Origin of the sequence: Thermocatellispora tengchongensis (assembly GCF_014202315.1) — a bacterium.
Lineage (GTDB): Bacteria > Actinomycetota > Actinomycetes > Streptosporangiales > Streptosporangiaceae > Thermocatellispora > Thermocatellispora tengchongensis.
Genome location: NZ_JACHGN010000024.1, coordinates 127,477 through 149,853 on the forward strand (window position 1 = coordinate 127,477; position 22,377 = coordinate 149,853).

Here is a 22,377-nt window from a genome sequence, read left to right on the forward strand (position 1 = left end):
TGTCTTCTCCGTGCGCGCTTTTCACCGGCACGCGCTTCTCACCGGCACCCGTCACCCGTCACCGGTAGCGGGTGCCGCTCTCGCCTTCGGTGATCTCGCCGAGGACCCACGCCGGCAGGCCGCGCTCGGCCAGCAGCGCGAGCGCCGCGTCGGCCGAGCCGGCCGGGACGACGGCGCACATGCCGACGCCCAGGTTGAAGGTGCGGTCCATCTCCTCCTGCGGCACGCCGCCGCGCTCGGCCAGCAGGCCGAAGATCGGCGGCGGGGTCCAGGAGGACCGGTCGAGCACCGCGCCCAGCCCGGCGGGCAGCGACCGCGCCAGGTTGGCGGCCAGGCCGCCCCCGGTGATGTGCGCGAACGCGTGCACCTCGGTGGCGCGGAGCAGGGCCAGGCAGTCGAGGGAGTAGATCCGGGTCGGCTGCAGCAGCTCCTCGCCGAGGGTACGCCCCAGCTCCGGCAGCTCCTGCTCCAGCTTCAGGCCCGCCTGCTTCACGATGTGCCTGACCAGGGAGTATCCGTTGGAGTGCACCCCGGAGGACGCCATGGCCAGCACCACGTCGCCCGCCCGCACCCGGTCGGGGCCGAGCAGCGCGTCGGCCTCGACGACGCCGGTGCCCGCGCCCGCGAGGTCGTACTCGTCGGGGCCCATCGCGCCCGGGTGCTCGGCCGTCTCGCCGCCGACCAGCGCGCACCCGGCCAGGCGGCACCCCTCGGCGACGCCGCCGACGATGTCGGCGATCCGCTCGGGCACCACCTTGCCGCAGGCGATGTAGTCGGTCATGAACAGCGGTTCGGCGCCGCACACCACCAGGTCGTCCACGACCATGCCGACCAGGTCGATGCCGATCGTGTCGTGCTTGCCCAGCGCCTGGGCGATCATCACCTTGGTGCCGACGCCGTCGGTGGAGGTCGCCAGGAGCGGCCTGCGGTAGCGCAGGAACGCCGAGGCGTCGAACAGCCCGGCGAACCCGCTGGCGTCATCGATCACCTCGGGGCGGCGCGACCTGGCCACCCGCGACTTCATCAGCTCGACGGCGCGGTCGCCGGCCTCGATGTCCACACCGGCCGCGGCGTAGCTGGTCATACGGCCGCCGCCTTCTCCTCCAGCAGGAACTTGCCCACGTTGTCGCGGTCGATCGGGATCGGGTAGGACCCGTCGAAGCACGCCCGGCACAGCCGTTCGGCCGGGATCGTGGTGGCCGCGGTCAGGCCCTCGATCGAGATGTAGCCCAGTGAGTCGGCGCCGAGAGAGGCGCGGATCTCCTCCACGCTCAGCGAGCCCGCGATCAGCTCGGCGCGGGTGGCGAAGTCGATGCCGTAGAAGCACGGCCAGGCGACCGGCGGGGACGAGATGCGCACGTGCACCTCGGTGGCGCCGGCCTCGCGCAGCATGCGCACGATCGCCCGCTGGGTGTTGCCGCGCACGATCGAGTCGTCCACGACCACCAGGCGCTTGCCCTCGATCACCTCGCGCAGCGGGTTCAGCTTGAGCCGGATGCCGAGCTGCCGGATCGTCTGGGACGGCTGGATGAAGGTGCGGCCGACGTAGGAGTTCTTGACCAGGCCCTGGCCGTAGGGGATGCCGCTCTCCTCGGCGTAGCCGATCGCGGCCGGGGTGCCCGACTCGGGGGTCGGGATCACCAGGTCGGCCTCGACGGGGTGCTCCCTGGCCAGCCTGCGGCCGACCTCGACCCGGGTGACCTGCACCCCGCGGCCCGCGATCGTGGTGTCGGGGCGGGCGAGGTAGACGTACTCGAACAGGCAGCCCTTGGGGTCGGCGAGGGCGAAGCGGCGCGAGCGCACGCCGCGCTCGTCGATGGTGATCAGCTCGCCCGGCTCGATCTCGCGCACGAACGCCGCGCCCACGATGTCGAGCGCCGCGGTCTCGGAGGCGACCACCCAGCCGCGCTCCAGCCGGCCCAGCACCAGCGGCCGGATGCCCTGCGGGTCGCGCGCGGCGTACAGGGTCTTCTCGTCCATGAACACCAGCGAGTACGCGCCCTTGACCTGCGGCAGCAGGTTCGCCGCGGCGTCCTCGACGGATCGGCCGCGGTCCTGCGCGAGCAGGGTGGTCAGCACCTCGGTGTCGGTGGTGGCCCGGATCGTGCCGGGTTCGAGGCGGCTCGCCAGCTCGGGGGTGTTGATCAGGTTGCCGTTGTGCGCGAGCGCGAGCCCGCCGACGTCGGTGGAGCTCAGCGTGGGCTGCGCGTTCTCCCACACGCTCGACCCGGTGGTGGAGTAGCGGCAGTGCCCGATGGCGATGTGTCCGCGCAGGGTGCCGAGCACGGACTCGTCGAAGACCTGGGACACCAGCCCCATGTCCTTGTAGACGAGGATGCGCTTGCCCTCGCTCACGGCGATGCCCGCGGACTCCTGGCCGCGGTGCTGCAGCGCGTACAACCCGTAGTAGGTGAGTTTGCTGACTTCTTCGCCCGATGCCCAGACCCCGAAGACGCCACACGCGTCCTTCGGTGCGCGGTCGAGGGGGTCGAGATCATGGCCCAGCCGGCCGTCGCCTTTCAGCACATGCTTCAGTCTAGGTCGGGCCGCGCGCTGCTCCGACCCCGGGGCTCACACGGGTACTCCACGGCACAGATCGGTCACAGCCGGACATCCTTCCACGCCGGGGATGCCGGGGAGGTGATCCGCGTCCTCCTTTGGGCAGCCCTATCGAAGGATGACCGATGCTTTGCCGTGTCAGCCGGTTCTCGTGGCCGCCGTACGGCAAGGGTGGGGTATCCGGCACGCCCTATTCGTCAGGTCGGGAGAACGCAGTGACCACACCAGGTGACCCCAACCAGCCGCGGCCGGGCCAGGATCCGCCGGATCGCCCGGCCGACGACCGCGAACCGCCGCCGCCGGGGCCCGAGCCCGGCCCCGCGCCCGTACCGCCCCCGGGCCCGCAGCCGCGCGAGCCCCGGCCCCGGGAGCCCCAGCCGCCGGTCCCCGGCCCCGGCCCCGGTCCTGGACCCGGCCCCGGCCCCGGCCCTGGCCCCGAGCCGGGTCCGCAACCTCCGGGTCCGCAGCCGCCCGCTCCCGAGCCCCGGCCGCGGCCGGGCGGGCCGCCGCCAGGCCCCGACGAGCCGGGTGCCCCGGAGGTGCCCGAGCCGCAGCAGGTCGCGGGCCGTCAGGGGGAGCAGCCCCCGTCCGAGCCCCGCAGGGGGGAGGACCAGACCGAGACGCAGGTCTTCCCGATTCCGGGTGGGGCCAGGCAGTCCTACCCGGGCTGGGGCGGCGACGAGCCCGCCGAGCAGCCGGGCGCGGTCAGCCCGTCCCGCTACGACCCGCCGACCGGCGGCGAGTCCGAGCGCCCGCCGCCCCCGCCGCCGTACGGCACGGGCGGCACCGGCGGCGGCCAGGGCGGCGCGGGCGGCCCCGGTGAAACCGGCGGGACCGGCGGCACCGGCGGGACCGGCGGGTACGGCGGGACCGGAGGTTACGGCGGGACCGGCGCTTACGGCGGAGGGCAGCCGCCCGGACCCGCGCCCGCCCCCGGCTACGGGTACGGCTACGGCGCGCCCAGGCCCGGCGGCGGGATGGCCACCGCGGCGCTGGTGCTCGGCATCGTCAGCCTGTTCCTGCTGCTCGTGTGCGGGCTCGGCGTGATCACCGCGATCATCGGCCTGGTCCTGGGCATCGTGGCCGTGGCCAGGGGCGTGAACCGGGGCCGCGCCTGGATCGGCATCCTGCTGAGCGCGCTGACGCTGATCCTCGCCGTCCTCGCCGTCGTCTGGTTCTTCGGCAACTTCAGCCACTGCATGGACCTGCCGACGCAGGGCGAGGTGCAGCGCTGCATCGAGCGGGAGTTCGGCGTGGAGGTGCAGACGCGCTAGCCGTGCTCGCGCCTGTCAGCGGCTAGCTCTGGAACCGCCCGACCACCGGCAGGTAGGGCGACAGGTCGGCGCGTGCCCCGCTGGCGCTGACGTCGCCCTTCGCCACCGCTTCCGCCCAGCTCAGCCTGCCGGTGGCGAGTTCGAGCCAGGTCCGGCCGTCGGTCTCGACCGTGTTGGGCGGGGTGCCGCGGGTGTGCCTGGGCCCCGCCACGCACTGCACGGCCGCGTACGGCGGCACGCGTACCTCCACGCTGCGGCCCGGGGCCGCGGCGGCGAGCAGGTCGAGCAGGTGCCGTACGGCGAAGCGGGCGGCGTTGCGCTCGGGCCGCAGCCCCCGCTCGTACGCCCGCAGCACCACGGGCACGCACGCCATGAGCAGGTCGGCCGCCCGGTCGGGGCCGTCGTACGCCGGTTCGCCCAGCGCCGAGAGCTGCGCGTCGAGCGCCGCGCGCACCTTGCCGGGATCGGGTTTGAGAGCTGGCACCCGTTCATCTTGCCGCGCCCCGGCGGCGGAGGAGACGCCGGTGGGACGGCAAGCGGGAAGAACGGTTCATCGCACGGGTTGGTTTCGTTCACCTTGGGTTCGACCTATCGCCGTAGCGTCCCGGCGGAACATCAATGGAAAACCCTGGAGGATCAGTGGCGAACCCCTCGCCGCGCAGGCTGCTCCCGCTGCTCAACGGCTCCCGCGAGGGTGGCCGCAGCGCGATGACCTGCCAGTTCCGTTGCGGCAACGCATGTGCTCACGAGGTCCCCAACACCAGTGCCAACCGCTACTTCGGTGACATCGTCGCCGAGGCGATGTCGCGCCGGGGAGTCCTGCGCGCCGGGGCCGTCGGCGCGATGGTGGCCGGTGCGGGCGCGGCCGGGCTGGCGGCGGCCGTACCCGCGGCGGCCGACCCCGGCGGCGACGCCGAGGCGATGCGCGGCGGCTGGGGGCACGGCCGCTCCTCCCTCACCTTCACCCCCGTCCCGCCGAACAACGACGACAAGCTGACCGTGCCGGCCGGGTACGAGAGCGCGGTGGTCGTGGCCTGGGGCGACCCGGTGCTGCCCGGCGCGCCGGAGTTCGACTTCGACAACCAGACCGCCGAGGCGCAGGCCAAGCAGTTCGGCTACAACTGCGACTACGTGACGTTCTTCCCGATGGGCGCGAACCGCGGCCTGCTGTGGGTGAACCACGAGTACACCGACGAAGCGCTCATGTTCCGCGGCTACACCGACGGCACCGCGGCCACCGAGGAGCAGATCAAGATCGGCCTGGCCGCGCACGGCGGCTCGGTGGTGGAGATCGAGCGCGTCGGGCGCAGCGGCCAGTGGAAGCTGGTCACCAAGGGCCGGCGCCGCTACAACCGGCGCATCACCGCCACCACCGAGATGCGCTTCTCCGGCCCGGCGGCGGGCAGCGACCTGCTCAAGACCCCCGCCGACCCGACCGGCCGCAAGGTGTTCGGCATGCTGAACAACTGCGCCGGCGGCACCACCCCGTGGGGCACCGTGCTGACCGCCGAGGAGAACTTCAACCAGTACTTCGTGGGCGGCAACGGCGTGCCCGAGGCGCAGAAGCCGGCCCTGACCAGGTACGGCATCAGCACCACGACCGCGATCCCGAGCGGCAGCCGGCGCTTCGACCGCGTGGACGAGCGGTTCGACCTGGCCAAGCACCACAACGAGGTCAACCGGTTCGGGTGGATCGTGGAGATCGACCCGTTCGACCCCGACTCCACGCCGATCAAGCGCACCGCGCTCGGCCGGTTCGCGCACGAGGCGGCGACGACCACGCTGGCCAGGGACGGGCGGCTCGTGGCGTACATGGGCGACGACTCGCGCTTCGAGTACATCTACAAGTACGTCTCCAAGAACCGCTACATCCCCGGCCACGACCGCAACAACCGCACCCTGCTGGACGAGGGCACGCTCTACGTCGCCAAGTTCACCGGCGACAGCCCGGCCTCGGAGATCGACGGCAGCGGCAAGCTGCCCTCCGACGGCGCCTTCGACGGCACCGGCCAGTGGATCAAGCTGGTCAGCGGCGACCGGTCCTTCGTCGAGGGCATGACCGCCGCCGAGGTGCTGGTCTACACCCGCCTGGCCGCCGACAAGGTGGGCGCCACCAAGATGGACCGCCCCGAGGACGTCGAGCGCAACCCGGTCAACGGCTCGGTCTACGTGGCGCTGACCAACAACAGCAACCGCACCGCGGCCCAGGTGGACGAGGCCAACCCGCGTCCGTCCAACCGCCACGGGCACATCCTGGAGATCACCGAGGACCGCAACGACGCGGGCGCGCTCACCTTCAAGTGGGCCCTCCCGCTGGTCTGCGGCGACCCGAACGACCCGAGCACCTACTTCGCCGGCTTCGACAAGTCCAAGGTCTCGCCGATCTCCTGCCCCGACAACGTCGCCTTCGACGCCGAGGGCAACCTGTGGATCTCCACCGACGGCAACGCGCTCGGCGCCAACGACGGCCTGTTCGCGATGCCGCTGAAGGGCAAGGAGCGCGGGTACGTCCGGCAGTTCCTCAGCGTCCCCGTCGGCGCCGAGACCTGCGGCCCGCTGATCTCCCCGGACCAGCGCAGCGTGTTCGTCGCCGTCCAGCACCCGGGCGAGAAGGACGGCGCCAGCCCCGAGAACCCGGCCAGCCACTGGCCCGACGGCGGCGACTCCCAGCCCCGCCCGGGCGTCGCGGTCACCTGGCACAGCAAGGGCAAGAAGATCGGCGCCTGACCCATCCGCCGCCGCCCCGGCCCTCCGGCACTACCGGGGGGCCGGGCCTTCGCCCAGAGCCGGGAGGGAACCGCCTCCGGCCAGGACCCCGACAAGAAGGCACACCGAACTCGATGGGTTCTTCGGCGGCAGAGGTATTCCTCAGGCACGCCGCATGCCACGGCACGCGACACAGCCGCCGCGTACTGCCGGTACGGGAAACCGGGCGGCAGGTTCTTGTCCGTGACGCCGAACCTTTTCAGCTTGTCGCTGAGCACGGCTTGGCTGACGTGGGCCCGCTGGTCCGTGAAGTGCCACAGTATCCACAGTTCGAAGCACGGGCTGCTCACCGCCATTCGGATCGCCAGCGCCTTCGCCTCGCGCAGGGCGGGCGCCAAGGTGACGTGGTCGTCCACGTCTACCACGCACCAGACCTGGTCGTAGTCTTTGTCCCGCCCAAGCTGCGCGGCCTTCCTGACCACTCGCGCCGGATCACGGCCGAGTCCCGTTATGTCCAGCCGGTAGACCTCGACGCCTGACGCGCGCAGTTCCCTCGCGAGGCCGCGGAAGTACTGAGGCTCGGTCTTCTCGCCTTCGGCGACGATGAGGATGTACGGCTTCTCCTGCCTGGTGTTCCTGGCTCTGCGCAGGTCGGCCGAGCCGCGTGTGCGCGTCGCTCTCACCGGTCTTGCCGCAGGACGGCTGCGTGCAGATCATCCGGTGACACCATGGGCACCGCGCCGTAGCGTCCTTGCAGGTAGCGCCGCTCGATGTTGTCCGTGGGGCGTCCGGGGAACTCGGTCAGGGCGAACAGCTCGGTCGCCCCGTCAGGGGCCTTCTCTGTGAACCAGACCTCGTCGCGGGAGAGCGCGGGTCCCGCGAGGTGTTCGAGCAGGTTCGTGTCGTGGGAGGTGAAGATGAGCTGAGCCCCGCGCGGGTTCAACTTCGGGTCCTTGAACATGCTCACCAGCGCCGCGGCGAGCCGGGGGTGCAGGCTGGAGTCGAGTTCGTCCACGACGAGCACCTGGCCGTACTCCAAGGCGATCAGGGCGGGGACCACCAGCGAGAGCCACGCGACGGTGCCGCTGCTCTCTCTGCTCAAGGGAAGTGAGAAGGTTTTTGATCCAGCCCCTACATGAGTAAAGCTGATCTTCTTGCTTATGTTCTCCAAGATGTCCTCGACCGACATCTTGGGCGGTGGAGCCACGCCTTCCAGGAGTTTAAGAAGATCGCTGATCAGCGACTTCGTGCGCTCGTCGAGTTCTTCGGTCTCCAGGGTCAGGTTCACGATGCCGAGGTCTGCGAACTTGAGCATCTCCACCACCTGAGCCGCCTTCTGCGGATGCTCCAGGACCGTGTGGATCCACTGGAGACGTGACTGCTTGTCCATCTCCGTGAACGCCGCATAGTTGATCGCGTTCCTGAACCAGAGGTAGATCCGACTCAGGAACTCATGGTTGCTGTTGCGGGCAGTAGAGAGGTACAGACTGTTCGGCCGCATCAGCCTGGCGATGCGCATGTTCTCGCCGGGCAGGTGCCGCCCGAACTCGATCTCGTCTCCGGTGAGCCCTGACCGCTCGAACAACACGCGCTTGCGCCCGGTGGGATAGGAGTACAGCCACTCCTTGTGGATGCCATCGGGCGCGGACTCGAAGCCGTACGTATATCGCACCTCCGACGCGACCAGGTCGAACTCGTACAGGGAGGTGCGAGTCCGCGACGCTTCGTCCAGGGCGAACGGGTGGTGCGGGAAGGTGTCCTCACCTCCCCATGCCGTGGCCGAGTTGCGCACCGCCGATCCTGCAAAGTGCAGTGCGTCGAGCAGGTTGGACTTGCCCGACGCGTTGGCCCCGTAGATGCCGGCCACCCTCGTGGTCGCAGCCACCCAGTCGCCGTCGGCCGGTCTCGTACCGGTCAGGTTGACGGAGGCGAGTGAGAGCTCCGCGACGTCGCGAATGCTGTGGTGGTTCGCGACCCGAAAGCGCAGGAGCACGCCCTCACCCGCCTTCAGCCTGCCGTTCGATCTTGAAATAGGGCGATCAACGACGAATCGGCCGTCGAAAACGCGTCCTAGCTGTTGTTATATCTCGCAGCGCCGATCGATGTCCACAGGTCACACCGGTTGCCGGACGCGGGTCGCGCTTGTGCCGGCCCGGGTCCGCCAAGGTCAACAAGATCAGCGCCCTGACCGCGGTCTCACGGTGCTACGTCCTCAGCACCTCGCCAGCTCCTTGAGGTAGCAGCGAGTGGCGGGCTGGCGGACGTACTTGCCGTACGGCGGGGTGAGGGTGTAGCCGCTGCTCTCGTACAGGGCGATGGCCTCGGGCTGCTTCAGCCCGGTCGCCAGGCGCAGGGCCCGGTACTCCATGGCGCGGGCCAGGTCCTCCAGCGCGGCCAGCAGGCCCCGCGCGATTCCCCGGCCCCGGAAGGCGGGCGCGACGTACATGCGCTTGAGCTCGGCCACGCCGGGCTCGGCGGGCTGCACGGCGCCGCAGCCGACCGCCTCGTCGCCGACGCGGGCGACCAGGAAGCGGGCGCGCTCGTGGACGCCGGAGCGGCCCTCGGGGCCGTATCGGGCGACCAGTTCGGCGAAGGCGGCGTCGAGCAGGGCCGCCAGCCCCGGATCGCCCGCCGCGCGCTCCTCGATCACCATGACAGGGCCATGGTACGGACGGGATACTGCGAGGAACGCGGGAGGGGTGGCGGGCACATGTGGGAAGAACTGGCGTGCGAGCATCTGGCGCCGCTGATCCGGGCCGAGATCGAGGCCGGCAACACGCTGGCGCAGCACGCGCAGTGGAACGACCACTACACGTTCTGGCTCGACGGCTACCGGCTCGGGCCGCCGCATCCCCATGCCGCCGTGGTCCGGTACGTCTACTCCCCGGACTTCAAGAACGGCTGGATCGACCACTACACCTGCCGCGCCCACCGCCAGGGCCTGTTCCGGCAGGGCGTCCACCTGCCCTCGGGGCGTACCGTGCACCCGTCCGAGATCGACCCCGAGATGGACGCCCGGCTCAGCGAGCGCTACGGCGAGTAGGCCCCGGCCGGGTCAGATGGACGACGCGGTCCGGCGGGGCAGGCCGTACGCGTCGGCGATCGGCTGCCACAGGGCGGCGAAGCGGTCCTTGGCGGCCTCGGCGGCCCCGGATCGGTCGAGGGCCCACTGGTAGTCCGGGTCGGCATCGGGGTCGCCCTGGCAGCCGAGATCCAGGTGGCGGCGGGCCCAGGACTGGAAGCCCACATCCGCCTCGTACGACGCGCGCAGGGCCTCCGTCAGCGCGTCCCGCAACTCCACGCCGCCGGCCAGGGCGTCCACGGGCAACTCGCGTGCCCTTTCCCACTGGTCCTCGCGCTGCCGGGTGATCTCACGGATGGTCGCCAGTGCCCCGGCAGCGCATTGTGCCACCTCGTTCAGCGCCGGCTGGAGCGCCGTGCGGGAGTCCTGGCTCTCGGACAGGAGGGCGTCGATCGCCGCGGCCTGGGCCGCCGCGTCGGCCTCGGGGATCGGCGGGGTGTGCGGTGGCGTGTACGGCGGCGGCGTCGAGAGGGCGGACGGCGGGGCGGCGGACGGCGGGGCGGGGGGTTCGTGACGTGCCGGGGCCGACGGTGACCAGGCGATCGGGGCCGAGACGGCCACCAGGGCCACCAGGCCCACCGCGGCCACCAGGGCCACCGGCAGGACGATGGGGGCCAGGCGCCGCCTGCCGCGCCGGGGGCGGTGGACGGGGGCCGTGCCGTTGCCGCAGGCCGCGCAGCCCGCCCCGGCCCGCCCCCGCGCGCCGCAGGCGCCGCACTGCACGATCGGGAACGTGTCGTCGATCATGGATCGGCCGGGTCCTAGTTCGGGCTCGCGGCGCCGTTCGGCGGCGCGGGCGGCAGGGGGACGCCCATCATCTGCAGGGTCCGCTTGAGCACGGTCTCGCTGTCCACCATGAACTCGTACGCGTTCGTGATCCGGTGCCCGGCGATGATCTTCTCCACCATCTCCAGCAGGCGCTGGGCGTCCTCGCGGCGGTGGTCCACCATCTCGGTGTGGACGCCGGCCGCGTCCTGCTTCCGCTCCGCGAGCCGGAGCGCGTAGGTGGTCATCCAGTCGTCCATCCCCTCCGACAGGAAGGCCCGCCACAGGGCGCGCAGCTCGCGCAGCCGGGCGATGTCGGCCTGGGCGGTCTCGTGCGCGGTCTCCGCGGTCAGGCGCTCCAGCCAGGTCCGCTGCCGGAACTCCACCAGCGGCCGGGCCGAGCCGATCCACACGTACGGCGTGCACGTCACCTGGGTGCCGTCGTGCTCGGTGACCACGATCGGCACCAGCGACTCGGCGAGGTGGGCCTCGGCCTGCTCCGGCAGGTGCGGCGGAAAGCGCCGCGCCCCATGGCGCACCTTGTCGGCCACCAGCCAGCGGAAGCCCTCTCTGCGCCCGTTGACGGCGCGGTGCAGGTCGGCGTCCGTGCCTTCGCCGCGCACGGTCCACTGCAGCCGGACCTTGACCCGGAATCCGAAGCCGTCGTGCAGCGCCGGCGTCTCGTACTCGACGGGGGGATCGATGATGGTCAGCGCCCGCATGTCGGCCTGTGCGCGGAACAGGTCCGCCAGCCGGGCGAGGAACCGGGCGAACCGGCCCGGCCGTCGTCGCAGGGAAGTGGTCATCACAGGCCCTTTCTGGCCAGATGGGCGAGCAGCGTCGTGCAGAGGCGACCGGAGATCTCACCTCGGTGCCGCCACAGGGTGAGGTGGAACCGGAGCGTGTGGTGCGGTGGCTCCTCGGCGCCGAGCCGGGCCACGAGGCGGCTCAGGACGTCGGCGGTGCCGGGCGCGTCCTCGGCGTGCCGGACCCAGCCGAGCAGGATCTCCAGGGCCATGCCGCTCGTCCGGTCGTCGAGCAGGGCGGCACGCCACAGGCCGGCGATGTCGGCCTCGTGGTCGGCGCACATGGTCAGGAGGGCGGGGCGGGGGGCGTCGGGGCCGGCGGCCGGGATCGGCGCCAAGCGGACCAGGCAACGCGCGGCGACGTCGTGCAGCGCCGTCACGCCCGAGCGCGCCCACAGGCCCAACTCGGTGACGATCTCCGTACGCCGCCCGCCGAGGAAGTGCTCGACGGTGGAGCGGGCCACGTGGTCGCGCAGCCCGGGGCGGGGGTCGGCGGCGATCCGGCGCAGGCCCGCGAGCCCGTCGTGGAGGAACACCCGGCCAAGGGAGGTGCCGTACGCGTGCACCGCCACCGACCGGCGCGAGAGCGTGGACTCGCTCCACGCCACGAGGCGCCGGCGGATGCTCTCGGTGAACCGCGGGTCCTGCGCCGCCGCCTCCAGCGCCCAGGCGGCCATGCGGTGCCAGGTGACCCGGCGCGAGGTGGCCCACTTCCGGATGAACTCCGCGTCGATCTCGGCGAAGTCGTACGTCGCCAGCTTGCCGATCGCCTGGGCCAGCGAGATCTGCACCTCGGGCTCCGGATCGCCGGCCAGGTCGTGCAGCCAGGCGGTCATCGGCCCGCGCAGCGCGGGGTGGTTGTGCCAGGCCGTGTACAGGATGGCCGGGCTCATCGCGGGCACCCGCAGGCCGATCCGGCGCCGTCCCTCGGGCACGGCCTCCACGCCGGCGACGGCGTCGGCGTACTGGAGCCACTGCTGCAGGGTCTCGTCGAAGGCCGACCAGGCGACGTCCGGCGGGGAGGTGCTGTCGATCCGCCCGGCCAGGTCGAGCGCGGCCGAGGTCATCTTGACCATCGACGCCCCGTTCAGCACCGACGCGGCCAGCAGGAAGCTGTTGCTGGTAGATGGTGCCGCCACCGCCCAGCATGTCGCGCGCCTGCTCCCGCAGCCGGTCTGGCCGCTCGGCCAGCACCTCGTCGATCACCTTGTCGCACACCTCGTCGAAGGCGGCCTCGGTGCGCGCCCGCTCGACGAAGGACTGGGCGAACCGGTCCGCCTCCTGCGGGCGGGCGCGGTCGTCCAGCTCGGCGCGTACGCGCGGGTCGCCGGAGACGCGGTACGCGCGGGCGTCGGCGTACGGCATGCCGGCGCGCGCCATGTAGTAGGCCAGGCAGCGGTGCAGCACCTGGCCGATGTCGGGGCGGGTGTGCCGCACGACGTACAGGTCGAGCTGCTGCGCGGTGCACTCCACGTCGTCGCCGGTCAGCACCACGACGGCGCACCCGGCGCCGGTCGCCAGGTGGACGAGGTGCCGCAGCAGCGACTCGTCCAGACGCCTGGCCCACCTCTCCTCGGTGGCGTCGATCACGACCCCGTCGAGACCCTTGAGGTCGGTTCGCTGGAGCCGCCAGACGTCCACGCCGCGCGGGAACATCGCCGGCCGTGCCCGCGACCCCGGCCTGCCGGCGGTGTGGGCGAGCGCGGCCAGCACCGCGAAGGTCCGGCCCGTGCCCGTCGAACCCGCGTAGACGCTGACCCTGCCGGGCGTGGCGCGTGCGGCCAGCTCCGTCATGGAGGCGGTCCGCACGACGTACGCGGGGTCCAGCCGGGCGAGGTGCTCGTCGCCGAGCGGGACGGCGGAGGCGTGCCGGGCCGTCGGGCCGAAGTTGTTGACGATGAAGTCGCGCTGCGCGCTCTGTACCCGGCCGTGGTCGCCGAGGGTGAACTGGGTGCCTATGGCGGTGCCGCCGTCGAGGGAGACGGCGCTCATGGTGTCGGCGAACAGGCGGCGCAGGTTCTCGTCGCGCAGGCCGCGTTCGCGGATGTCCCGCTCGGCCCGCTCGCCCGGCGACAGGGCGAGGGTCTCTTCCTCGACGAGCTGGTCGGCCTGCTGCTCCTCCTCGCTCATCGCTCGTCCGCGGGTTGCTCGATCCGTATGTCGCGGTCGGCGTGCTGGATGCGGGCGTGGCTGCCGGAAACGTTCCACTGCGTGCCGATGGCCACCCCGTACGCGCCGGTGGCCAGCACGCCCTTGTTCTCCGCGCTGACACCGGCCTCGTCGGCGTCGGGTACGGGCTCCTCCTGCTCCACGCGGAGCTCCTTTCTCGTCACGGGGGCGAGCGCGTGCGTGTGCGCCCGGATGTCCTGGTAGAGGCCGTGCAACTCCGGCCCCGGCTCGGTGTCGTACGCCTGCCGCAGCGTGTCGCGGTAGCGTTCCCACGCCTCGATCGCGGCCGGGGCGCCGTTCAGCCGGTGCAGGGCGCGGATCAGGGTCGCCTGGACGCCGTCGTCGAACGGGAACGACTTGGCCAGGCGCAGGGCGTCGGAGACGATCCACTCCTCGGGGCCCAGCGCGAGATGCGCCTCCAGCCAGGCGAGCCGGACCTGCTTGTAGTCCTCCAGCATGGCGCGCCGCTGCCCCTCGGCCCAGGTGCCGGGAAGCCCGGCGAGCGGGACCGGCGGTGCGCCGGTGACGTCGCCGGCCCATTCGGCGAGCGCCTGCTCGGCCAGTCGCGCCCGCTCTCGGGCATCGCCGGCGGCGAGCACCCGGCCGTGCAGCACCTGGAAGCGGTACTCGTCCACCTGCTCCGGGTCGAGGGTGATACGCCACCCGCCGGCATGGGCCTGGACGATCTCGCCCGCCTCGGGGCGCCCGGCCTCCAGCTCACGGCGCAGCTTCCGCAGGTGCTGGTGGATCTGCCGGCGGGCATGGTCGAGCTCCTGCTCGCTCCAGACCCGCCTGATCAGCTCCTCCCCGGAGACCGTACGGCCGTGTTCGGCCGCGAGCGCGGCCACGAGCAGTTGCCGGGTGGGGCTGACCGGTCCGATGCCCCGTCCTTCCGAGAGCACCCGGACCTCGCCGATGAGCCGGATCTCCACTCGATCCTCCAGAAAGTCCGATACGTAGTCGTGCGCGCAGTCGCCGGCGCAGTCTCAGGCGCAGTGGCCGCTGATGGACTCCTCTCGCGCGGGCGGCACGGGGCCGCCCGGCGGACGAGAGGAGACATCATGAAGTTCGGCGACGCGTGCTCCTGGCGTAAGAGCACCGCCAGCGGCGGTGCCGGCGACTGCGTGGAGGTCGCCGCGGTCACGGCCATCGCCGTGCGCGACTCCAAGGACCCCGACGGCCCGGTGCTGCTGTTCACCACCGGCGAGTGGGAGGCGTTCCTCTTCGGGGTCCGGGCGGGTGAGTTCGACCTGACCCAGTTGTAGGACCACGATGCGAGCCGGTGACCGTCGTGCCACCGCCGGCACGACGGTCACCGGCTCCCCCCTCGTACCTCGGTGATCAGGGCGGCGAGGAAGGCCCGCGCCTCGTCATCGAAGATCGCCACATCGCTCAGCCGCCGCCACTGCTTGTCGTACAGGGCGACCTCCTCGCTCCGGGCGGCGACCACACGCGCGTGGGTGGTCTCGACCTCCACGAACGTCTCGCAGCCTTCGTCGTCGCCCTCGTACATGACGAAGCCGTGCAGGGGCAGCGCGATGGCCTCCGCGTCGGCGGGGACGATGCCGATCGAGATGTTGTCCAGCGTGCTGAGCGAGGAGATCCGGTCGAGCTGGGCCGCCAGCACGCGTGCCGGGCCTGGACGCCACCGCAGGGCGCCCTCGCAGATCAGGAAGTCGAAGCGCCGGTCCTCCTCGTACAGCGCCAACTGGCGGCGCAGCCTGGCCGCCACCGCGGCGGACAGGTCGTCGTCGGTGTAGGGCAGCTCGAACAGCGCGAACACGCGGCGCGCGTACTCGGCCGTCTGCAGCAGCCCGGGGACCACCGCGGTCTGCAGGTTGCGTACCAGGTGGGACCGCAGCTCGCGGTCCCTGAGGCGCTCCTGGAAGTGGCCCTGCTCCTGCAGGGCCGTGCGCCAGGTCTGCACCTCCTGGTGCGCGGCCTCGGTCAGCTCGATCAATCTCTCCCCGGTCTCCCGCGGCGCGCCGACGGCCAGGGTCCACTTCCGGACTTCGGGCACCGAGGGCATCGCGGTACCGGACTCGATCCGGGACACCTTGGACTGGCTGATCCCCACCTCCTGCGCGAGTTCGCGCCCGGTGACCCCGGCCTGGTCGCGCAGGCGGCGCAACTCCAGCGCGAGCCGCTGCCGCCGCCCTCCGATCCCCCCGGCCCCATCCATGCCGAACGTCCTCCCATGCCGGCTCGCCGCGTGAGTGCGCATCAATTCACTCCGATTCGCGGCAATGCGAGACTAAAGCACCTCCCGATGGGTCTGTCAACGCCTTCGAGTTGGTGAAATGCCGGGCATGACATGGATTAGTGAACGAACGACCCGAATTAGTTACAATCGGTGGCCTGTCCTTGCAGTCTGATTCATAATGATTCTTGACTATGCGACGGGCCGCGGACCGGCGCTCGGGGTGCCGGACCGCGGCCCGGGGGTGCGGAGCGCGTGTTCAGACCGGTTCCGGAACGCGTCGTTCGTCGTCGTCCTTGGCGGGGCGTCCGGGGCGGGCGGTGGCGCGCAGGGAGTAGAGGCTGACCGGGACTCCGATCAGGACGATGGCGGCGGCGATGGCCAGGGAGATCTGGTAGCCGTCCAGGAAGGCCGCCAGGGGCGCGGTGCCGTCCTCCAGGGCGGCCGACTGGCGGGCGTTCAGGATCGCGCCCAGGACCGTCACGCCGAGGAGGCCGAAGACCTCGCGGGAGACGTTCAGGACGCCGGAGGCCACTCCGGCGCGGCCGGTGGGGAGGGCGCCGAGGATCACGGTGGTCAGCGGGACCAGCATGCCGCCGCCCAGGCCGTACAGCAGGAACCAGGGCAGGATGTCGCCGTAGGCGGCGCCCGCGCCGACGCGGGAGATGGCGAAGATGGCGCCGGTCATCAGGGCCAGGCCGAGCGCGACCGTGGGGCCGTTGCCGAGCAGACGGCTGATGCGCTGGGCGCTGATCGCCACGACCGCCATGACCAGGGCCATCGGTACGAAGGCCGCCCCCGCCTGGGTGGGGGTGAAGCCGAGCACGTTCTGCAGCCACAGCGCGCTGAAGAAGTAGATGCCGAAGACCCCGAACGACCACAGGCCCATCGACAGCGTGCCGCCGCTGAAGGCGCGGGCGCGGAACAGGGACAGGTCGATCATCGGCTCGGCGGCGCGGGTCTCGGCGACCACGAACGCGACCGCCGCCGCCGCGGCGACGCCGAACGCGGTCAGGATCTCGCCGGAGGTCCAGCCGGCCCCCTCGCCCTCGATCAGCGCGTACGTCAGCGCGAACAGCGCGATGGCCGATGTGACCAGGCCGGGCAGGTCCAGGCTCCGCCGTACGCGGCCGTCGCGCGGCGGGCGCACCGCCCAGTAGGCCAGCGCGAGCGTGAGCGCCCCGACGGGCACGTTGATCAGGTAGATCCAGCCCCAGTGCCAGTACTCGCTGATGAACCCGCCGGTCAGCGGGCCCAGCGCCATGGACAGCGCGCCCGATGAGGTCCAGATGCCGACGGCCGTGCCGCGCTCGCGCGGGTCGGTGAAGGTCGACGACAGCAGCGCGAGCGAGGTCGGGGTGAGCAGCGCCGCGCCGATGCCCTGCACCGCCCTGGCGCCGATCAGCGTGCCGCCGTCGCCGGCGAGCCCGGCCCCGAGCGAGGCGAGGGTGAACACCGCGAGCCCGGCCAGGAACACCCGCCGCGCCCCGAACACGTCGGCCAGCCTGCCTCCGACCAGCATGAGGCCGGCGAAGACCAGGATGTAGCCGCTGACGATCCACTCCAGGCCGGCGATGTCCAGCTCCAGTTCACGCTGGATCGTCGGCAGCGCGACGTTGACGATGTTGTTGTCCAGGTAGGTCATGAAAGTGCCGAGCGTGACGGCGGCGAGTGCCCACCATCTACGTCTGTCGTCCACGAAGTGCCCCCTATAGTAACTATACGCCGTACATGTACGTCGCATAGTTGAACCTGTACCGCGTATAGTTGTCAAGCGTGATGAGCAAGTTGTCCCGCGAGGCCGTGATCCGGCGCGCACTGGCCCTCGCGGATGCGGAAGGCGTGGACGCTGTGACCGTCCGGCGCCTGGCGGGCGAGCTGGACGTGACCCCGATGGCGCTCTACTGGCACTTCAAGAACAAGGAAGAGCTGCTCACCGCGGTCGCCGACCACCTGCTCGCCGGGGTGGCCAGGCCGGCGGAGTTCGGCGGGCCCTGGCAGACACGGCTGCGGACGATGGTGCGGACGCTCATCGAGACGATGCGGGAGCATCCGTCGCTGCCGCTGCTGTTCCACGTCGCGGAGAAGGAGCGGATCGGCAGCTTCACCCGGGCCACCGACATCGCCCTGGGGCTGCTCGCGGAGGCCGGATTCTCGCTGGAAGAGGGGTACTGGGTCTCGTCGTACCTGCTCAACGGGGCGATCACGCTGGTCAACGGGCGGCCCGACTGCCCCGGCGGCATCCGTCCGGAGGAGGCCGAGGAGCGGCGCAAGCAGCACCGGCTGGCGCTGGAGGCCCTGCCGGAGCAGGAGTACCCCTACATCTCGGCCTACGCCGAGACGATGAGGGCGGCGCCCGACGTCGAGCGCTACTTCTCCTTCGGCCTGGACCTCCTCATGTGCGGGGTGGAGGCCATGGCGGCCAGGATCGCGCCCGCCAGCGCCACCCCGAACAACACCGCGTAGGTCCGCTGGAAGCCCGTCATCAGCAGGTCCAGCGCGGCCGGCGACAGCCGCGACAGCGTGCCCTGGTAGATCAGGTGCCGTACGTCCGCCGGCACCGGCCCGCTCAGCACGCTGAGGGTCAGGGCCGTGCTGAGCACGATGCCGACGTTCATCACCATCAGCCGGAACCCGTTGACCACGCCCATGCTGCCCGGGGGCAGCGCGCTCATCACCTGCGTCGTGTTCCCGGTCAGGAACGCGCCGCTGCCGCACCCGCACAGGAACAGGCCCGCGGCGAGCACGGCGTACGGGGTGCCGGGGCCGGCCCCGAGCATCAGGATCAGCAGGCCGGCCGCGCTCGTCAGCGCGCCCCCCACCGAGATCCAGTACGCCGGCACCCGCCGCCCCAGCGCGCCCGCGGCGGGCGAGGCCAGGGCCATGCCGATCGGCACCGGGAGCACGGCCACGCCGGCGGTCAGCGCGTCAACGCCCCGCGCCGCCTGGAAGTACAGCGCGGCCAGCAGGATCAGCGCCGAGCGGGCGAGCGCGGCGCAGAAGGCGGCCAGGTTGGCGAAGGCGAGCATGCGCGCGCCGAACAGCCGCAGGTCCAGCACCGGATTCCGGGCCCGCCGCTCGACCAGCACCAGCGCCGGGAGCAGCGCGAGCGCCACCGCGCCGCCCGCGAGCACGGCCGGGCTGGACGGGCCGCGCGAGCCGGCCTCGCTCAGCGCGACCAGCGTCGCGGTCATCGCGGCGAACAGGATCAGGTTGCCGGCCGCGTCCACCGGCTGCCGGGGGCCGCGCGGCACCCGGCGCAGCGTGCGGGCCCCCCACAACAGCGCGACCAGCCCGGCCGGGACGTTCACCCAGAAGATCCACTGCCACCCGGCCGCCTGCGCGATCAGGCCGCCGACCGTGGGCCCGGCGAGCTGGGCGATCGACAGCGTGCCGATGTAGACGCCCATGCCCTGGCTGAGCCGGTCGGGCGGGAACGCGTCGGTGATGATCACCGTGCCGTTGGCCAGGATCATCGCCGCGCCCACGGCCTGGAGCGCCCGCAGCGCGACCAGCACCGGTACGTTCGGCGCCAGCCCGGCCAGCAGCGACGCCGCGGTGAACACCGCGAAGCCGGCCAGGTACACCTCGCGCCGGCCGAGCAGGTCCGCCACCCGGCCGAACAACACCAGCGTCGCGGTGTTCACCAGCAGGAACGACAGCAGGATCCAGCTCGCGCCGAACGCGTCGGCGCGGAAGTGCCGTACGACCTCGGGCAGCGCGACGTTCAGCGTGCTGCCCGAGAGGCCGATCAGGATCAGCCCGAGGCTGGTCACCGAGCAGACCCGCCAGGCGTGCCTGAGCCGTCGCAGGTATTCGGGAGAGCCGGGGAGCTCCTGGGGGGCGGGGGCCATGCCGGTCGGCGGCGGGCGGGGTCAGCGGGCGCGCTTGCGCAGGCCCTCCATGTCGTGGATGACCACGCGGCGGCGGCCGGTCTCGATCAGCCCGCGGTCGCGCAATGAGCGCAGGGCCTTGCTGACCGCCTCGCGCGACGCGCCGGTCCAGCCGGCCAGCTCGTCCTGCGACAGCGGCAGCGCCACGCGTACGCCGCCGTTGTTCGGCTCGCCGTAGCGCTCGGCCAGCTCCACCAGCCGGGTCGCGACCCGGCCGGTGGTGTCGAACGCGCCGTACTCGATCCGCTTGCGGTCGGCGTCGCGCAGCCTGCTGATGATCAGCTTCATCAGCGTGACCGCGATCCGCCCGTGCTCGCGCAGGAACCCGGAGAAGTCGCGGATCACGATGCCCTCGACCGGCTCCAGCGCGGTGACCGTGCCGGAGCGGGCGCCGCCGTCGAGCGCCGACATGTCGCCCAGCAGGGCCCCCGGGCCACGGATCGCGAGCACGACCTCGGTGCCGCTCGCCGTGTGCGAGGAGACCTTGACCCGGCCGGAGGTGAGCACGAGCACCCAGTCGGAGGTGTCGCCCTCGGTCATCAGGGTGGCGCCCCTGTCCCAGCGGCGAGGGCGCCCGCTCTTGCGCAGCGCCTCGACCTCGTCCGGGCCGAGCAACGACAGGAACTCGCCCGGTTCCAAGGGGAGCGTCTGGTTCATGGAGATGAGCCTTCCTGCTGGACCGCGAAAGAAGGATATTTCTGGATCGCTGGGGCTAGCCATGGCTTATTTCGCTGCTTCGTCGTTTCCCGCTCATTCGGGCAGGGCGTGCAGCACGTACGCGTGCACCGGCTGCTCCTTGCCCTTCAGGCTCAGGTCGCCCAGGGAGCTGACCCGCGCGCCCGTGCCGAGCTGCTCGTACGTCGTCGAGCCGATCACCACCGTGCCCGGCTCGGCCAGCGCCTGCAGCCGGGCCGCGACGTTGACGCTGTCGCCCATCGCGTTGAAGCCGCGCAGCTCCGGGCTGCCGATGTTGCCCACCAGCGCCATGCCGGTGTTCACCCCGACCCGGAACTGCGGCCACTCCACGCCGTTCAGCCGCCCGGCGGCCTGCTCGGCCGCGACCTCCTCGGCCACCCGGGCGGCGGCCCGCTGCATCGCCAGCCCGGCCCGAGCCGCGGCCAGCGCGTGGTCCTGCTGCCGCGCCGGCGCGTTGAACAGCGCGAGCAGGGCGTCGCCGACGAACTGCACGATCGTGCCGCCGTTGTCGAGGATGCACGGCACGGCCGCGGTGTGGTAGCGGTTCAGCATGTCCACGATCTCGCCGGGGGCGACCTTCTCCGAGAACGTGGTGAACCCCTTCAGGTCGGCGAACAGCGCCGTCAGCTCCACCAGCGAGCCGCCCAGCGCCGCCTGCTCGGGGTCGGCCAGCAGCGCGGCGGCCACATCGGGCGACATGTACTGGCGGAACAGCGTGGACAGCTCGCCGTACAGGCGGGCGTTCTCCAGCGAGATCGACATCTGCCCGGCCAGCAGCCCGGCCAGCGCGGCGTCCTGCGGCGTACGCCCGATGGGCACCCGCATCGCGCCCGCCAGCTTGCCCTTCACCGTCAGCGGGTGCACCAGCGCGTCGTCGTGCCGCACCGGCTCGCCGCCGGGGAAGTCGTGCTCGGAGTAGTCGCGCGCGGCGACCGACACCACGCCGTCGGCCACCAGGCCGATGCGCACGTCGCCGTACGCCTGGCGCACCCGGTCCAGGGCCGTGGCCAGCAGCTCCTTCTCGTCCAGCCCTACCCGGGCGGTGCGCCCGACGTCCACCAGCGCGGCCAGCCGCTCCGACAGCTCGCGCTCGTTGGCCAGCGCCTCGCCGGCGCGGTCGAGCACCGCCGCCTGGCTCTCGGTGAGCCGGAACTTCCCGGCCAGGCGGGTGGCCACCGGCACGGGCGACTCCGCGCGCCGCCGCAGGTGGCCGACCAGCTCCTCCAGCGCCTCGTCGTACTGCGCCTGGAGCCGGCGTACGGTGGCGGCCAGCGCGATCGAGTCGAACAGGCCCGCGCTGGACCCCTCGCGCCGGAACTGGATGTAGGCGCTGTAGGCGACGAACCCGAACGCGAAGGTCAGCAGGATGTGCCACTCCCACCACGACAGCGCCCAGTTGCGGTGCGAGATCGCCGCGAACATGGCCTCGGCCAGCAGCGCGTACGCCGTGATCAGGCTGATCAGCATGGACGACGGCCGCTTGCGGTGCATCCGGAACACCATGATCGCCGCGGCCGTGTAGAGGAACACCGCGACCAGCGAGAACAGGCCCAGGGTCGCCCCGTCGGCCGGGGGACGGTCGCTGAGCGGGGTCAGGTCGGGCACCAGCGAGGCGAAGCCCCACAACACCAGGAACAGGGCCAGCGCGCCGCGCAGGACGCCGGTCCTGGCGAGCACCCACCGCGCGGCCCGATCGCCCAGCGGCAGCGCCGAGGCGAACGCGAAGGCCGAGGCCACGGTGAGGCCCACCGGCTGCGACAGGTCGAAGCCGTAGCTGCCCGCGGGCAGGATGATCTTCGGCGTGGTCAGGCCGTGCATCAGGAAGAAGCCGGCGCTGCTGAGGAACACCAGCGAGACCAGCACCAGCCGGGCGTCCTGGCGGCGCGCCGCGGCCTGGCTGATCATCCCGCCGAGCACGACGTTGATCCCCGCCACGGCGATGATCAGCCAGAAGTGGCTCGGCTCGTGCTGCCACTTGATGTCGAGGGTGTCGGGGTTGGCCAGCAGCAGCCAGAGCCCGAGCATCGGCACGATCAGGTGGATGGCCCACACCACCGCGCGCACGGGGTGAGTCGCCGGAGGCAGGTACGGCTCCGTCTGGCGCCCCGGGCTCTCGGGCGCGGCCTCGCCGTTCAGTGTGCCCGCGGCATGGCTCATCACTCCTGGATTAGGGGACAAGGGGTGGCTGGTCGGCACGATCGCCCTCCAGGTCAGCGGCCCGCCCACG

Annotated in this window: 19 protein-coding genes and 1 pseudogene; 5 read left to right on the forward strand and 15 right to left on the reverse strand. The window is 72.0% G+C overall.

Features of this window, described 5'->3' with window-relative positions; translation table 11 throughout:
• Window positions 1-58: 58 nt before the first annotated feature.
• Both purM and purF read right to left on the reverse strand, forming a co-directional pair.
• Window positions 59-1,084 carry a phosphoribosylformylglycinamidine cyclo-ligase gene (gene purM, locus HNP84_RS41145; protein ID WP_185055492.1) on the reverse strand — a complete coding sequence of 342 codons (1,026 nt, stop codon included), beginning with the start codon at window positions 1,082-1,084 and terminating at the stop codon, window positions 59-61.
• Window positions 1,081-2,526, reverse strand: coding sequence for an amidophosphoribosyltransferase (gene purF, locus HNP84_RS41150; RefSeq protein ID WP_185055493.1), 1,446 nt, complete (start codon window positions 2,524-2,526; stop codon window positions 1,081-1,083). The genes purM and purF overlap by 4 nt, the downstream gene beginning before the upstream one ends.
• A gap of 572 nt (window positions 2,527-3,098) precedes the next feature.
• Here purF and HNP84_RS41155 point away from each other — a divergent pair.
• The gene (locus HNP84_RS41155; RefSeq protein WP_185055494.1) at window positions 3,099-3,833 is read left to right on the forward strand and encodes a DUF4190 domain-containing protein; all 735 of its coding nucleotides are present in this window, start codon (window positions 3,099-3,101) and stop codon (window positions 3,831-3,833) included.
• 22 nt (window positions 3,834-3,855) lie between these two features.
• Here the strand turns inward: HNP84_RS41155 and HNP84_RS41160 are convergent, their stop codons facing one another.
• Complete coding sequence (locus HNP84_RS41160; RefSeq protein ID WP_185055495.1) at window positions 3,856-4,317, reverse strand: sterol carrier family protein; 462 nt, start codon at window positions 4,315-4,317, stop codon at window positions 3,856-3,858.
• Between the two features lie 134 nt (window positions 4,318-4,451).
• On the opposite strand from HNP84_RS41160, the gene HNP84_RS41165 reads away from it, so the two are divergent.
• Entirely contained in the window at window positions 4,452-6,560 is a 2,109-nt protein-coding gene (locus HNP84_RS41165) for a PhoX family protein (RefSeq protein WP_185055496.1), read from the forward strand.
• 242 nt (window positions 6,561-6,802) lie between these two features.
• Here HNP84_RS41165 and HNP84_RS56930 read toward each other — a convergent pair.
• The 3 genes and pseudogenes from HNP84_RS56930 to HNP84_RS41175 form a co-directional block, all read right to left on the reverse strand.
• A pseudogene (locus tag HNP84_RS56930) lies at window positions 6,803-7,222 on the reverse strand (RloB family protein); the annotation flags it as partial.
• The gene (locus HNP84_RS41170; protein ID WP_185055497.1) at window positions 7,219-8,532 is read right to left on the reverse strand and encodes an AAA family ATPase; all 1,314 of its coding nucleotides are present in this window, start codon (window positions 8,530-8,532) and stop codon (window positions 7,219-7,221) included. The gene HNP84_RS41170 and the pseudogene HNP84_RS56930, both read right to left, overlap by 4 nt.
• Window positions 8,533-8,751: 219 nt before the next feature.
• The gene (locus tag HNP84_RS41175) at window positions 8,752-9,192 is read right to left on the reverse strand and encodes a GNAT family N-acetyltransferase (protein WP_185055498.1); all 441 of its coding nucleotides are present in this window, start codon (window positions 9,190-9,192) and stop codon (window positions 8,752-8,754) included.
• 57 nt (window positions 9,193-9,249) lie between these two features.
• Here HNP84_RS41175 and HNP84_RS41180 point away from each other — a divergent pair, with 57 nt between their 5' ends.
• Complete coding sequence (locus HNP84_RS41180; protein WP_185055499.1) at window positions 9,250-9,582, forward strand: hypothetical protein; 333 nt, start codon at window positions 9,250-9,252, stop codon at window positions 9,580-9,582.
• A gap of 12 nt (window positions 9,583-9,594) precedes the next feature.
• Here HNP84_RS41180 and HNP84_RS41185 read toward each other — a convergent pair whose 3' ends face one another.
• The 4 genes from HNP84_RS41185 to HNP84_RS41200 all read right to left on the reverse strand — a co-directional run bounded on the left by HNP84_RS41185 (window position 9,595) and on the right by HNP84_RS41200 (window position 14,293).
• On the reverse strand, window positions 9,595-10,368 hold the full coding sequence (locus tag HNP84_RS41185; RefSeq protein ID WP_185055500.1) for a hypothetical protein: 774 nt from the start codon (window positions 10,366-10,368) through the stop codon (window positions 9,595-9,597).
• Between the two features lie 14 nt (window positions 10,369-10,382).
• Entirely contained in the window at window positions 10,383-11,192 is an 810-nt protein-coding gene (locus tag HNP84_RS41190; RefSeq protein ID WP_185055501.1) for a hypothetical protein, read from the reverse strand.
• Entirely contained in the window at window positions 11,192-12,331 is a 1,140-nt protein-coding gene (locus tag HNP84_RS41195) for a hypothetical protein (RefSeq protein WP_185055502.1), read from the reverse strand. The genes HNP84_RS41190 and HNP84_RS41195 overlap by 1 nt, the downstream gene beginning before the upstream one ends.
• Window positions 12,332-13,318: 987 nt before the next feature.
• Window positions 13,319-14,293 carry an AfsR/SARP family transcriptional regulator gene (locus HNP84_RS41200; protein ID WP_185055503.1) on the reverse strand — a complete coding sequence of 325 codons (975 nt, stop codon included), beginning with the start codon at window positions 14,291-14,293 and terminating at the stop codon, window positions 13,319-13,321.
• A gap of 129 nt (window positions 14,294-14,422) precedes the next feature.
• On the opposite strand from HNP84_RS41200, the gene HNP84_RS41205 reads away from it, so the two are divergent.
• Window positions 14,423-14,626 carry a DUF397 domain-containing protein gene (locus tag HNP84_RS41205; RefSeq protein ID WP_185055504.1) on the forward strand — a complete coding sequence of 68 codons (204 nt, stop codon included), beginning with the start codon at window positions 14,423-14,425 and terminating at the stop codon, window positions 14,624-14,626.
• Window positions 14,627-14,673: 47 nt separating this feature from the next.
• On the opposite strand, the gene HNP84_RS41210 is transcribed toward HNP84_RS41205, so the two are convergent.
• Together HNP84_RS41210 and HNP84_RS41215 are read right to left on the reverse strand one after the other, a co-directional pair.
• Entirely contained in the window at window positions 14,674-15,543 is an 870-nt protein-coding gene (locus HNP84_RS41210) for a helix-turn-helix domain-containing protein (RefSeq protein ID WP_185055505.1), read from the reverse strand.
• Window positions 15,544-15,820: 277 nt separating this feature from the next.
• Window positions 15,821-17,260, reverse strand: coding sequence for an MFS transporter (locus tag HNP84_RS41215; protein WP_185055506.1), 1,440 nt, complete (start codon window positions 17,258-17,260; stop codon window positions 15,821-15,823).
• Window positions 17,261-17,340: 80 nt separating this feature from the next.
• Here HNP84_RS41215 and HNP84_RS55565 point away from each other — a divergent pair, with 80 nt between their 5' ends.
• Window positions 17,341-18,027, forward strand: a complete 687-nt coding sequence (locus HNP84_RS55565; protein ID WP_185055543.1) for a TetR family transcriptional regulator — start codon at window positions 17,341-17,343, stop codon at window positions 18,025-18,027.
• Here HNP84_RS55565 and HNP84_RS41225 read toward each other — a convergent pair.
• From HNP84_RS41225 to HNP84_RS52160, 3 genes are all read right to left on the reverse strand, one after another.
• Entirely contained in the window at window positions 17,931-19,415 is a 1,485-nt protein-coding gene (locus tag HNP84_RS41225) for an MFS transporter (protein ID WP_185055507.1), read from the reverse strand. The two genes, HNP84_RS55565 and HNP84_RS41225, sit on opposite strands and share 97 nt — an antisense overlap.
• 21 nt (window positions 19,416-19,436) lie before the next feature.
• Entirely contained in the window at window positions 19,437-20,111 is a 675-nt protein-coding gene (locus tag HNP84_RS41230; protein WP_185055508.1) for a Crp/Fnr family transcriptional regulator, read from the reverse strand.
• A gap of 93 nt (window positions 20,112-20,204) precedes the next feature.
• On the reverse strand, window positions 20,205-22,307 hold the full coding sequence (locus tag HNP84_RS52160; RefSeq protein WP_221337377.1) for an adenylate/guanylate cyclase domain-containing protein: 2,103 nt from the start codon (window positions 22,305-22,307) through the stop codon (window positions 20,205-20,207).
• Between the last annotated feature and the right edge of the window lie 70 nt (window positions 22,308-22,377).

What these genes read in the sequence shown, in the direction of transcription:
- purM (WP_185055492.1), bottom strand. Translation starts at nt 1,084, where the DNA reads ATGACCAGCTACGCCGCGGCCGGTGTGGACATCGAGGCCGGCGACCGC.
- HNP84_RS41165 (WP_185055496.1), top strand. Translation starts at nt 4,452, where the DNA reads ATGGAAAACCCTGGAGGATCAGTGGCGAACCCCTCGCCGCGCAGGCTG.
- HNP84_RS41175 (WP_185055498.1), bottom strand. Translation starts at nt 9,192, where the DNA reads ATGGTGATCGAGGAGCGCGCGGCGGGCGATCCGGGGCTGGCGGCCCTG.
- HNP84_RS41180 (WP_185055499.1), top strand. Translation starts at nt 9,250, where the DNA reads ATGTGGGAAGAACTGGCGTGCGAGCATCTGGCGCCGCTGATCCGGGCC.
- HNP84_RS41185 (WP_185055500.1), bottom strand. Translation starts at nt 10,368, where the DNA reads ATGATCGACGACACGTTCCCGATCGTGCAGTGCGGCGCCTGCGGCGCG.
- HNP84_RS41190 (WP_185055501.1), bottom strand. Translation starts at nt 11,192, where the DNA reads ATGACCACTTCCCTGCGACGACGGCCGGGCCGGTTCGCCCGGTTCCTC.
- HNP84_RS41205 (WP_185055504.1), top strand. Translation starts at nt 14,423, where the DNA reads ATGAAGTTCGGCGACGCGTGCTCCTGGCGTAAGAGCACCGCCAGCGGC.
- HNP84_RS41210 (WP_185055505.1), bottom strand. Translation starts at nt 15,543, where the DNA reads ATGGATGGGGCCGGGGGGATCGGAGGGCGGCGGCAGCGGCTCGCGCTG.
- HNP84_RS55565 (WP_185055543.1), top strand. Translation starts at nt 17,341, where the DNA reads ATGAGCAAGTTGTCCCGCGAGGCCGTGATCCGGCGCGCACTGGCCCTC.
- HNP84_RS41225 (WP_185055507.1), bottom strand. Translation starts at nt 19,415, where the DNA reads ATGGCCCCCGCCCCCCAGGAGCTCCCCGGCTCTCCCGAATACCTGCGA.
- HNP84_RS41230 (WP_185055508.1), bottom strand. Translation starts at nt 20,111, where the DNA reads ATGAACCAGACGCTCCCCTTGGAACCGGGCGAGTTCCTGTCGTTGCTC.
- HNP84_RS52160 (WP_221337377.1), bottom strand. Translation starts at nt 22,307, where the DNA reads ATGAGCCATGCCGCGGGCACACTGAACGGCGAGGCCGCGCCCGAGAGC.